Annotated in this window: 10 protein-coding genes and 2 pseudogenes; 5 read left to right on the top strand and 7 right to left on the bottom strand. The window is 67.0% G+C overall.

Translation table 11 applies throughout. The features are described from left to right. Positions 1-262 precede the first annotated feature (262 nt). The 5 genes and pseudogenes from OG331_RS41060 to xerC all read right to left on the bottom strand — a co-directional run bounded on the left by OG331_RS41060 (position 263) and on the right by xerC (position 3,779). Positions 263-502 (bottom strand): hypothetical protein, encoded by a 240-nt coding sequence (locus OG331_RS41060; RefSeq protein ID WP_406210941.1) that lies wholly within the window; start codon positions 500-502, stop codon positions 263-265. A gap of 139 nt (positions 503-641) precedes the next feature. Continuing rightward, positions 642-833: pseudogene (locus tag OG331_RS41055) on the bottom strand (phosphotransferase); the annotation flags it as partial. Positions 834-1,065: 232 nt separating this feature from the next. Continuing rightward, positions 1,066-2,304 (bottom strand): IS256 family transposase, encoded by a 1,239-nt coding sequence (locus tag OG331_RS41050; protein WP_406209680.1) that lies wholly within the window; start codon positions 2,302-2,304, stop codon positions 1,066-1,068. A 220-nt stretch (positions 2,305-2,524) separates the two neighbouring features. Next, a complete protein-coding gene (locus OG331_RS41045) occupies positions 2,525-2,779 on the bottom strand; it encodes a hypothetical protein (RefSeq protein WP_406206482.1) in 255 nt (84 codons plus the stop codon). Positions 2,780-2,927: 148 nt separating this feature from the next. Further along, positions 2,928-3,779 (bottom strand): tyrosine recombinase XerC, encoded by an 852-nt coding sequence (gene xerC, locus OG331_RS41040; protein WP_406206479.1) that lies wholly within the window; start codon positions 3,777-3,779, stop codon positions 2,928-2,930. A gap of 271 nt (positions 3,780-4,050) precedes the next feature. On the opposite strand from xerC, the gene OG331_RS41035 reads away from it, so the two are divergent. Continuing rightward, complete coding sequence (locus OG331_RS41035; protein WP_406206476.1) at positions 4,051-4,332, top strand: helix-turn-helix transcriptional regulator; 282 nt, start codon at positions 4,051-4,053, stop codon at positions 4,330-4,332. A 397-nt stretch (positions 4,333-4,729) separates the two neighbouring features. On the opposite strand, the gene OG331_RS41030 is transcribed toward OG331_RS41035, so the two are convergent. Beyond that, positions 4,730-5,644 carry a transposase family protein gene (locus OG331_RS41030; protein ID WP_406210635.1) on the bottom strand — a complete coding sequence of 305 codons (915 nt, stop codon included), beginning with the start codon at positions 5,642-5,644 and terminating at the stop codon, positions 4,730-4,732. Positions 5,645-5,769: 125 nt separating this feature from the next. Next, positions 5,770-6,684: a transposase family protein gene (locus OG331_RS41025; RefSeq protein ID WP_384194982.1), complete on the bottom strand. Its 915-nt coding sequence runs from the start codon at positions 6,682-6,684 to the stop codon at positions 5,770-5,772. A 326-nt stretch (positions 6,685-7,010) separates the two neighbouring features. On the opposite strand from OG331_RS41025, the pseudogene OG331_RS41020 reads away from it, so the two are divergent. From OG331_RS41020 to OG331_RS41005, 4 genes and pseudogenes are all read left to right on the top strand, one after another. Continuing rightward, positions 7,011-7,418, top strand: a pseudogene (locus OG331_RS41020) (transposase); the annotation flags it as partial. A 117-nt stretch (positions 7,419-7,535) separates the two neighbouring features. Continuing rightward, positions 7,536-8,654, top strand: a complete 1,119-nt coding sequence (locus OG331_RS41015; protein ID WP_406190526.1) for a tyrosine-type recombinase/integrase — start codon at positions 7,536-7,538, stop codon at positions 8,652-8,654. Beyond that, the gene (locus tag OG331_RS41010; protein WP_406190529.1) at positions 8,651-10,903 is read left to right on the top strand and encodes a tyrosine-type recombinase/integrase; all 2,253 of its coding nucleotides are present in this window, start codon (positions 8,651-8,653) and stop codon (positions 10,901-10,903) included. Before OG331_RS41015 ends, OG331_RS41010 begins: the two co-directional genes overlap by 4 nt. Then, entirely contained in the window at positions 10,893-11,333 is a 441-nt protein-coding gene (locus tag OG331_RS41005; protein WP_406191208.1) for a DUF6262 family protein, read from the top strand. Before OG331_RS41010 ends, OG331_RS41005 begins: the two co-directional genes overlap by 11 nt. Positions 11,334-11,358: the final 25 nt, after the last annotated feature.

Below are 11,358 nucleotides of genomic sequence, written 5' to 3'. Positions count from 1 at the left end.
AGCAACTGGTACTGATCCGGGCAGACTGGGGCCGGACCTGGCAGCTCGCCGACGCCTGTGCCGCGTGCGCGGTCGCGATTCCGCAGGCGGCGACCATCCCGGAGCCCCCTGCGTCGTGCGACGGTACGGCCCGCGAGTCGCCAGCGGCCGGCGCCTCCTATGTGCTGGAAGAGCCCGGCGAGTGGATCGAATCACTGTGAGCAGCGCCGTATCGCAGCCATGGCAGGGATCCGGGGAACCGGCCAGAGGTTCGATGCGCCCGTTATCTGCCGTGGCGGTCGGGTCCCGTGGTGTCAGTGCGGGCGGTGCGGACGGCCCGGTGTGACAGGGGGGTACCGTGGCCGCGGTCCGGGGGCAGCCAGAAGGAACCGGGCAGCAGGTCGACTTCGCGGGCCGCCTGATCGAGGTCGGCGACAACCGGCTCCAGGGCCGTGTAGACCGGGTCGCCGCCGGCGGCCATGCAGCGGATGACGTCCGCGTTGGTTCTGGCCCGCTGCGCCACGACAGCTTGGAACTGCGGGCGGTCGCCCTCGTATCCGTAGGCGTCGAGCAGCAGGTGCAGGCGCCGGGAACGGGCCTGGAGGCGGTGAAGGCGGTCCAGCTCCGGCGAACCCGCGTGCGTGCAGGGGAACCCAGGTCAACGCCATGAAGGCCAAACCGAACTCCCGCGTTGAGTGCCCGGCGGTGTCCCAGTCGAAGAAACCCGCGAGGCCCCCGTCGCGCCAGACCGCGTTCCACGGTGTGGCGTCGTGGTGCCCGATGATCAGTCCGCGCCGCCACGTCTGTCCGGCGAGCCAGCGCGCATCGAGTGGCGGGACAAAGAACTCGGTCACATCGTGCAGCCTCCGCGCCCACGCCCCCCACCTGCCTCAGCGCGGTCTCGGAGCGCACCTACGCCGACCAGGGCAGCTCCTCGCCCGACACATCGCCGTCGAGGTGGGTCAGAACCTCACGCCCTTGACCGTCCACGCCCAGCACGCGGGGCGCGCCCGCGAAGCCGACCGTCTCCAGATGAACGTCAACCGCATGAGTTCCGGGTCATGTCCCCCTTCGTGGTGTAGCCGATCAATCGGTGGGCTTGTTGGTGGTGTGGGGTAGTGCGGGGGTGCGTTCGGGGAGCTCGGAGTAGAGCTCGGTCATGCTGCCTTCGGGCAGGTACCGACGGGGGAAGGCGATCCATTCGTCGTGCAGTTCGAAGAGCACGGCGGTGACCAGGCGCTCGAGGGCGTCGGGGTTGGGGAAGACCTGCACGACGTCGGTTCTGCGCTTGATCTCCCGGTTCAGCCGTTCAAGGGGGTTGGTGGACTGGATCTTCTTCCAGTGCTGGAGTGGGAAGACCGCGAACGCGGTCAGGTCCTCCTTCGCTGCCAGGAGCATCTCTTTCACCTTGGGGAACTGCTCGCCGAGCATGTCGGCGACGGTGTCCAGCTGGGTCCGCACCAGTGCCGTGGCGGGCTGGGCGAAGATGGTCCGGATTGTCGCGGCCACCATCTCACCAGCACCTTTGGGGATGTGCGCGAAGCAGTTGCGCAGGAAGTGAACGCGGCACCGCTGATAGGAGGAACCCAGCATCACCTTGCGGATAGCGGCCACCAGTCCGCTGTGGTGGTCTGCGATGACGAGGCAGATGCCGCCCAGGCCGCGGGCGCGGAGCGAGCGCAGGAACTCGCTCCAGAATGCTTCGGTCTCGCTGTCACCCACGGCGACCCCCAGGACCTCGCGGCCGCCGTCCTCGGTGATGCCGGTAGCGATGACGACGGCCTGGGAGACGATCTGATGGTTCACCCGCACCTTGCAGTACGTCGCGTCCAGGTAGAGGTAGGGGAACCTGGTGTGGTCCAGGGGACGGGTGCGGAACGCGGTCAGCGGCTCGTCGAGCTCGCCGCAGATCCGGGAGACCTCACTCTTCGAGATCCCGCTGTCCCCGCCCAGGGCCTTGACCAGGTCATCGACCGAGCGGGTGGAGACCCCGTGAACGTAGGCCTCCATGATCACGGCATACAGAGCCTGATCTATACGCCGCCGGCGTTCCAGCAGGCTGGGGAAGAAGCTGCCAGTCCGGAGCTTGGGAATCTCCAGGTCCAGGTCGCCGGCTGGCGTGGTCAGGGTCTTGTCCCGGTGGCCGTTGCGCAAGGCCGTCCGTGATGCGGTGTGCTCGTTCCAGCCGGCACCGATGTGCGCGCTCACCTCGGCCTCGATCAGTTCCTGCAGCATCCGCTCGGCCACACTGCGGACAAGCTCGATTCCATCAGACGAGCGTAGTGACTCCAGCAGCCGTATCAGGTCAGACTGGGACAGGGCCATCGCGTACTCCTCATGGTTGAACTGGGCGTTCACCAAGGAGAGTTACGTGATGGCCCGCCTCGCGTCAGGGAGCGGCAGGCACCAACAGAAGTGCGCCCCGAGCACCCGCCCGCGCACGCCCGCACCTTGATCGGCTACACCACAACAAGGGACGCCATCGAGTTCCGCTCCATACCCGCAATGACCTGCACGTTTCCTGCCCCTCACCCCCGCATGACCGTCAGGGGGTTTCCAGGGAGTTCGCCTCCCCGCTGAACCAAGCATCCATCGCGGCGCGACCTCGCGTGCCCGCGTCGGGCATGAAGTGCGTGTATGTACGCAGAGTAAAGCCAGGGTCGGCGTGCCCAAGCCAGCGGGCGAGGGAGACGATCGACTCGCCGGCTTCGAGCTGGACGCTGGCATAGGTGTGGCGCAGGGCATGGAAGCCGAGCCCGCGCGACGGCTCCCACTTGCTCCCGCCGGAATCGGGGTCCACTTTGCCGATGAGTCCCGCAGAGGCGAGCGCGGGCTTCCAGAGACGCCTGTTCCATGTGTCGCGGTTGCATGCGCGCCCCTGCCGGGTAGCCAGGAAAAGTGGGTAGGTACGCGGAGCCCAGTCGACGCGCTGCCGTTCGCTCTGAGGTTCATGGGGGCTCTCCCACGGGAGTTTCACCACAACCGGCTGCCAGCGCTTCGCGTGCTGTTTGATGCTGGCCAGGACGCCGGGTGCCGCATCGACCTCTCGCGTCTTGCCCCCCCTTGGGGAGCGCAAAGAAGAGGTGGCCGTCGATCATGCAGACCTGCCGCCGGACATGTACGACCCCGCTCTCCGCGTCGAGGTCCTCCGGGGACAGTCCGAATACCTCGCCCTGGCGCAGGCCAAGCCCCACCCCCAAGTCGACTGCGAGGCGGTATTGCTCCGGGAGCCCAGCGCGTACCCGCATCGCCTGATCGCGCGACCACGCCCGCGCCTTCTGCGCGGGCTTGGCCGGTGGCCGAGCGGTACGGCTCCCCTTCATCGGATGCTTCACCAGCCTGCCGTCCTCGACGGCGGCCTGGAGGATCGTAGAGAGATGCCCCCAGGTGGTGCGGATCGTCCCGGGCGACAGAGTCTCCTCCATCCGGGCAACCCATTCTCGGAGGGCTGGCGCAGTGATGGCATTCAGGGGCATCGACCCGAGCGCCGGGAGAACGTGTCCCCATATTCGTCGACGCGCCGCATCTCGGGTCGTGGCGGCGTACCGCTGGTGTGGCCACCATCGATCCTCCACGTACGAGCGCAGCAGGATCGTTCCTTCACGCGGGTCGACGAACTCCTGCCGCGTCACGTCGGTTTGAGCATGAGCGAGCCACTGCTTGGCGTCGGTGAGCTTGGTGAAGCTGCGGGCACGGACACCGGGGATGCCGGCGACCTTGTAACGCTTCCCCTTGCCGTAGAGCTTGCTCTTCTCCTTGGTTCGTTTGCTGATCCAGCGGTCTTCTATATGCCCTGGCACGTACTCGACACTCCCTAGCGGGCTAGATCGACATTAGTTTCGTGTGGCGTCAGCCACATCAACTACCGGCAAGTAGGGATGCAGCAGGACGTATCTGGGATCGAGAGGGATCGAAAGCGACTACACCTCTACCGTCCTGGGGTTATCAGGCTTCCGCACCCGAAGATTCTGCCACGCCTAAACCGACACAACCCACTATGTTGTTTTCGAAGGCAGTCACTCAAACGATCTCCTTCAAAGGGATATACAGACACCTCTGGAGGCTCTTGGAATGGGCGACTCCACGCCTGTGACCGAACACGCGACAATTTGGCAGTTGCTGGCACCTCCGCAGCTAGCCGAGCTGCTCGCAGTGTCGGACAAGACGCTGCGCAACTGGCGGAATGACGGCAAGGGCCCGGCTTACATCAAGCTCGACGGCGGCGCCGTCCGCTATCCGATGCGAGACGTTTATGCCTGGCTCGATGAGCAGCGCAATGCCTCCGTCCGCTTGCATGCACACCGCGCTCACGAAATGCGCCCGATAGAGCCCAAGATTCTGAACGCGGCCTGATCCACCCACCCCCATCCCTCACACGGAGGGGATTATGGTGAACGCTGCCGCCATACGGCCATCACTCTCTCCCATTTCCTTGAACTGAACCAAGGAAAGCGGAGCGGGACTCGAACCCGAATGTTACGTAAGCTGACTCGTGAAAGCGCGTTGACCTGCACCAACCATGCGGGTCGACCCCCCTCTCGCACGCGTTTCGATCCGCCTGAACCCCCTGCCGTGTTCCGACGGGAAAACGACAGGGAACACCGCTCACGCCGATGGAATCTGGATGGCGAACCAAGTCCAATGGTCGGGTGGCGGGGGCGCGGCTCCCCGCCACCCGACCACCCAATGAACCTAACGAGTTGGTGCGTGATAGCGGGTGAGGCATGTCTGGCCTGGTCGTGGATTGTTTTCAGACGTTGATGGTGCGATCGGATACGAGGCTGGCGATGGCGCGGTAGGTGTCGGGCAGGCGGTCGCGGCGGTGGGTCCAGCGCGTCAGTTGCTTCCAGCGTTTGTGATCGGCGAGGGCGTGTTCGACGGTGATGCGGTCGGATGAGTGCCCGTGGCGGTCACGTTCCCACTGTTCAACTCTGCCGGGCAGTGCTCCCGGACGCGGTTTTCTGGGCGGTGTGATTGCTTGCCCGCGGTGGTCGCGGCTCAGGCCGAGATAGCCATCGTCCAGAAGGACCTCGACGTCGGGGAAGTGCTGGAAGCAGATGGCGATGCCCTCGTTGCGGGCAGCCGTCGCGTCGTGCATACGCCCAGGTCGCAGGGCATCGGTCCATAACGTGCGGCCAAGCCAGTCGGCGATAACGGTGGCCTTCATGGTGTTCTGCTTCTTCTTCCCAGACACGAACACGCGCCGGCCGCCACGTCCGGCCGGCGGCCGGCGGACCTGGATCTCGGTGGCATCCAGCCGCAGCTCGATGCCTTCGGCCTGGGCGTAGGCGAACACGTCGGCCAGAGTCCGTAACCGCAGGCCGGGGCGGTCGGGGACCGCGCACCCTCGCTCGGCCAGGAGCGTGCGTACTTCTGCGATCGCACGGGTGATGGTGGAGCGGTCGACGCCGAACAGCAGCCCCAGCACCGCGTGCGGTAGGTCGTGTCGCAGATGGATCAGCGTGGCCACCAGCCGGTCGACGAACACCAACTGGTGGCGGGCGCCGGCACCCGCAGCCCGCTTCCTGGCCCCACCTCGTGCAGCGTGCCGGCGGCCCTCGAGACCGGCCTGCCACGGCACCGCCAACTCCTCGACCAGAGACGCGAGATGACGCCGGGAGATCCCGGTGAACAGCCGATGCGCCAGCACCGCCCGATTGACCATGATCGACACACCAGAATCATGCCACCGACCAGGCACGACGCCTCACCCCCTATCACGCACCAACTCGTAACGAGTTGGTGCGTGATAGCGGGTGGGGCGTGTTTGGCCTGGTCGTGGATTGTTTTTCAGACGTTGATGGTGCGATCGGATACGAGGCTGGCGATGGCGCGGTAGGTGTCGGGCAGGCGGTCGCGGCGGTGGGTCCAGCGCGTCAGTTGCTTCCAGCGTTTGTGATCGGCGAGGGCGTGTTCGACGGTGATGCGGTCGGATGAGTGCCCGTGGCGGTCACGTTCCCACTGTTCAACTCTGCCGGGCAGTGCTCCCGGACGCGGTTTTCTGGGCGGTGTGATTGCTTGCCCGCGGTGGTCGCGGCTCAGGCCGAGATAGCCATCGTCCAGAAGGACCTCGACGTCGGGGAAGTGCTGGAAGCAGATGGCGATGCCCTCGTTGCGGGCAGCCGTCGCGTCGTGCATACGCCCAGGTCGCAGGGCATCGGTCCATAACGTGCGGCCAAGCCAGTCGGCGATAACGGTGGCCTTCATGGTGTTCTGCTTCTTCTTCCCAGACACGAACACGCGCCGGCCGCCACGTCCGGCCGGCGGCCGGCGGACCTGGATCTCGGTGGCATCCAGCCGCAGCTCGATGCCTTCGGCCTGGGCGTAGGCGAACACGTCGGCCAGAGTCCGTAACCGCAGGCCGGGGCGGTCGGGGACCGCGCACCCTCGCTCGGCCAGGAGCGTGCGTACTTCTGCGATCGCACGGGTGATGGTGGAGCGGTCGACGCCGAACAGCAGCCCCAGCGCCGCGTGCGGTAGGTCGTGTCGCAGATGGATCAGCGTGGCCACCAGCCGGTCCACGAACACCAACTGGTGGCGGGCGCCGGCACCCGCAGCCCGCTTCCTGGCCCCACCTCGTGCAGCGTGCCGGCGGCCCTCGAGACCGGCCTGCCACGGCACTGCCAACTCCTCGACCAGAGACGCGAGATGACGCCGGGAGATCCCGGTGAACAGCCGATGCGCCAGCACCGCCCGATTGACCATGATCGACACACCAGAATCATGCCACCGACCAGGCACGACGCCTCACCCCCTATCACGCACCAACTCGTAAGTGAGCGTTTGATTCGCTTATTCGGTAGTTCATCGCGATTTTGAGCTACCGATCAGGGGCACCGGTTTGACGATCTGCCAGGAAAGCGGCTTGTGCGGCAATGAAGCACTCGATAATGCGCCGGGTTCCTCGGTAAAGCTCCCGTCCCATTTGGAAACCCACCGGTTCATGCTGGATTGCGAACTCGTACCCCGGCGCCCCGAACACCCCCGCACACGCCCTGCCCAGGCCGACCGCCGCCACATACCCAGGCATCATGCAGCCCTCACGGCCCTACCCCAGCGACCTGTCCGATGCCCGCTGGGAACTCATCCGCCCCACCCTCGAAGCCTGGCGCCAGCACCGCAACGGCATCCGCAAACCCACCCACGACCTGCGCACGCTGATGAACGCCATCCTCTACGTCGACCGCACCGGCATCCCCTGGCGCTACCTGCCCCACGACTTCCCGCCCCACCAGAGCGTCTACGGCTACTTCGCCCACTGGGAAGCCGACGGCATCTTCGACGAGCTGACCGGACTATTACGCGGCAAAGTCCGCCAGGCCGAAGGCCGTGCGAGCGAGCCCACCGCCTGCCTCGTCGACAGCCAGAGCATCAAGACCTCCGCCACCGTTCCCCTGACCAGCCAAGGCATCGACCCGGCCAAGAAGATCATCGGCCGTTATCTTGAGCCAGTACGAGCGTGTCCTTCATGTGTGTGAAGCACTCTGAAGTTCCCCCAACTTCCGTCGTGGATGCGGTTATCTGCCGCCGTCCAACACGGAAGGGCCGGATGCGTAGTGCGTGTACAGAGGGTGCTGGCACCCGGGTCGGCGGCGGAGTCGTGGACGCTGCTGGGGGATGATCTGCGGCCGGTCGATCCGGTCGAGTCGTTCCTGGCCTACCTGACGGCGATCGAGCGGTCACCGAACACCATCAAGGCGTACGCCCACGACCTCAAGGACTGGTGGACCTACCTCAACGGCCGCAGCCTCGACTGGAAGACGATCGATCTGGAGGCGGCGGCCGCGTTCGTGGCCTGGCTGCGGCTGCCGCCCATGGCCCGGAACGGGGTGGTGGCCGTGCTGCCGACGGCCGAGCACCACTGCACGGCCTCCAGCGTGAACCGCAAGCTTGCCGCGGTCAGTACGTTCTACGAGTTCCACGCCCGCAGCGGTGTTGAGGTCGCCGGCCTGCTGGTGACGATGCGTCCGGCCGGGCGGCACTGCGCGTCGGCCACCTCCTACAAGCCGTTCCTGCAGCACATCGCCTCTGGCAGGCCCGAGCGGACCAGGACCATCAAGCTCAAGTCCGGGCGGAAACGTCCCCGTGTCCTGACCGCCGTCCAGGCCCAGAAGATTCTGGATGCCTGCAAGCATCTGCGGGACCGGCTGCTGTTCGCCCTGCTGCTGGACACGGGGGTCCGTATCGGTGAGGCCCTGGGGATGCGGCATGACGACATCGAGATCGCCGAGAAGCAGGTGACGGTGGTGCCACGGCAGAACGACAACCGTGCCCGCGCTAAGGCCGGCCGCACGCGGGCCGTCCCGGCGAGTGCGGAGTTGATGCGGTTGTACTCCGACTACCTGCACCGCGAATACGGCGCCCTGGACTCCGACTACGTCTTCGTGAACCTCTTCGCCGAACCGCACGGCCGTCCCTGGGCCTATCCGGCCGTCTATGACCTGGTCAGACGGCTGCGGAAGACCACCGGGATCGCGTTCGAGCCCCACCAGTACCGGCACACCTACGCGACCTGGCTGCTGCGTCGCGGGGCGGGCATGGAGAACGTCAAGGAACTCCTGGGACATGCCTCGATCAGCACCACGATCGACACCTACGGTCACCTGACCGTCGAGGACGCCCGCCGCACCCTGGAGGACGCGGGTTGGTTCACCGGACGGGAGGTCCGGCTGTGACACCTCATGCCCTGCCTGCCGGACACGGCCGAGCCGGACTGCTGGAGAAGCTCCTGGCCACGGTCCGGGCCGAGTTCCGCACCGAGATCTACCGCCCGGCCCCCGACGACCCGGTGTTCGTCGCCCCGGCCTGCGCCGTTGCCGACTGCGACCGCATCGTCAGCATGCGGGGGCTCTGCAACGGACACGTGATCCGCTGGCGCCACCGCGGACGCCCGGCGATGGAGGAGTTCCTCGCGGATCCCGGCCTGCCCGTTCGCGGGCGCCAGGCCCTGACGGTCTGCACGATCACCGGTTGCCGCTACGGGAACTCCGGGAAGGGCTTGTGCGCCAAGCACTACGACCGGTGGGTCCGGGCCGGACGGCCCGGCCTGGACCTTTGGGATGCGCCGAATCTGGTGCAGCCCGGTGACGACCAGGCCGAGTGCCGACTGTCGTTCTGCACCCTGCGGGCGGAGGGCCCGCAGATGTTGTTCTGCCGCAGCCACCATGAGCGGTGGGCGAACGCCGGCCGCCCGGATGCCGAACGGTTCGCCCTGGACGCCGAGTTGACCGGCACCGCCCACATAGATCTGCGTGACCTGCCCCGTCAGCTGACGCTGGAATTCCAGTACGGGCTACAGTGCCGGTCCGATGCCCACCGCCGCACGACGCCGCCTCGCGTCGTGGCGCAAGCTGTCCGGCTCACCCGGGCCCTCGGGGTGTCCTCCCTGCTCGACCTCACCGAAGAGCAGTGGCGGCACGACGCGTCCTCGGGCCGCGTCCGTGAGCCGGGGCTCTTCCTGATCGAGGTCCGGGACGCCGTCGAGGTCCTGCGCGACGGCGCGGGCTGGGAGAGCGAATACCCGCGGGACGTGTGGCGGCTGGAGCGGCTGCCGGGCATCACCACCCCGGCCACCGCCACCGTCCCCCGACCCCGCGTTCGCCTCCATCTTGAGCGGATCACTCAACCGTGGCTGCGTGACCTGGCCAAACGATGGCTGCGGCTGAGGCTGACCAGCGGGCTGAGCATCACCGCGGCCCACACCGGCCTGGACGCGCTGGTCTGCTTCGGCGACTTCCTCGTGCACGTCGGCGTCGACCGGCTCGCCGACATCGACCGTCCGCTCCTGGAACGGCACCTCGCCCACGTCGCCTCAGTGCCTGGCGGGCACGGACTGAAGAAGGGCCGGATCAGCAACCTGAACCTGTTCTTCCAGGCCATCCGGCAACACCGCTGGGACGACTCCCTGTCGGGCACCGCCGCGTTCTACCCCGGCGACATCCCGCCGGAGCCGGCCGCCACGGTCTCCCGGCGGCTGGCCGAGCACGTCATGGCCCAGGTCGAGTCCGAGGCGAACCTGGACCGCTGGGACAACCCGTCCGGCCGCCTGATCACGCTCATCCTCATCCGCGGCGGACTGCGGATCTCCAGCGTCATCTGCCTGGATTTCGACTGCCTCCTCCACGACGGCCAAAAAGCCCCCTACCTGCGGTATTTCAACACCAAGATGAAACGTGAGGCGGCCGTCCCGATCGACGAAGAACTCGAACAGGCCATCCGCGACCACCAGCAGCGCGTCCTTGAACGCTGGCCCCAGGGCACCGGCGTCCTCTTCCCGCGACCGCACGCGAACGCGTCGGGACGGCTGCGGATCGCCGACGGCAGCTACCGGCAGATGCTCCGCCGCTGGCTGGCGACCTGCGACATCCGCGACGAACACGGCCAGCCCGTCCGTTTGACGCCCCATCAGTGGAGACACACCTTCGCCTGCCGGCTGATCAACCGCGACGTCCCGCAGGAAGTCGTACGCGTTCTCCTCGACCACGAATCGTCCCGGATGACCGCCCATTACGCGCGGATCACCGATCAGACCGTCCGGCGCCGCTGGGAAGCGGCGATGAAGGTCAACATCAAGGGCGAGCGCGTCACGCTCGACGCCGACGGGCCGCTCGGGCAGGCCCAATGGGCCAAGACCCGCTACGGCCTCGCCACCCAGACCCTGCCCAACGGCTACTGCGGGCTGCCCGTCCAGAAGACCTGCCCTCACGCGAATGCCTGCCTGACCTGCCCGGTCTTCCTGACCGGACCCGAGTTCCTGCCCGAGCTGCGGGAACAGCACACCCGCACCCTGACGTTGATCGACAATGCGAAGGGCTGCGGCCACACCCGTATTGCCGAGATGAACCAGCAGGTCGCCGACAACCTCGACCGCATGATCGGCGAGCTGGGAGACTGCCAGGACGAGGGGGCCGCAGATGCCGGCTGACAACTCCCACCTGATCGTCACTGCGGCCCGTCGACGGGCCGCAGCAACCCGCCGACGCGCGGTCTCCGCCTTGCGGCGGCTGGACACCACCGGCGGCGCGATCACATTCGAGACCGTCGCCCGCGAAGCGGGCGTCTCCCGGTCCTGGCTCTACAACCAGCCCGACCTCAGAGCCGAGATCGAACGCCTCCGGGCCCGCCACCGTGTTCCTGGGGCCCGGTCCGTTCCTGACCGGCAGCGGGCATCCGACGCCTCCCTGCTGCGACGTCTCGAAGCAGCCACCCAGCGCAACCGTCAACTGGAGGAAGAGAACCGGGAGTTGCGGCAGGCGCTCGCCCTCGCGCTCGGGGAACGACGCACCGCCGACCTGCCAGACCGCCGCGGCGACACACCGAGGAAGAAATCTTCCGCCGTCATCGGACCATGCTGACGAACACGTTGAGGACACCGTCCAC

Origin of the sequence: Streptomyces sp. NBC_01017, from assembly GCF_045162795.1 — a bacterium.
Lineage (GTDB): Bacteria > Actinomycetota > Actinomycetes > Streptomycetales > Streptomycetaceae > Streptomyces > Streptomyces machairae.
This window is presented reverse-complemented; position numbering and strand designations above follow the sequence as displayed.

Coding starts and splice junctions, on each gene's coding strand:
- OG331_RS41025 (WP_384194982.1), bottom strand. CDS start 6,684: ATGGTCAATCGGGCGGTGCTGGCGCATCGGCTGTTCACCGGGATCTCC.
- OG331_RS41005 (WP_406191208.1), top strand. CDS start 10,893: ATGCCGGCTGACAACTCCCACCTGATCGTCACTGCGGCCCGTCGACGG.
- OG331_RS41035 (WP_406206476.1), top strand. CDS start 4,051: ATGGGCGACTCCACGCCTGTGACCGAACACGCGACAATTTGGCAGTTG.
- OG331_RS41030 (WP_406210635.1), bottom strand. CDS start 5,644: ATGGTCAATCGGGCGGTGCTGGCGCATCGGCTGTTCACCGGGATCTCC.
- OG331_RS41050 (WP_406209680.1), bottom strand. CDS start 2,304: ATGGCCCTGTCCCAGTCTGACCTGATACGGCTGCTGGAGTCACTACGC.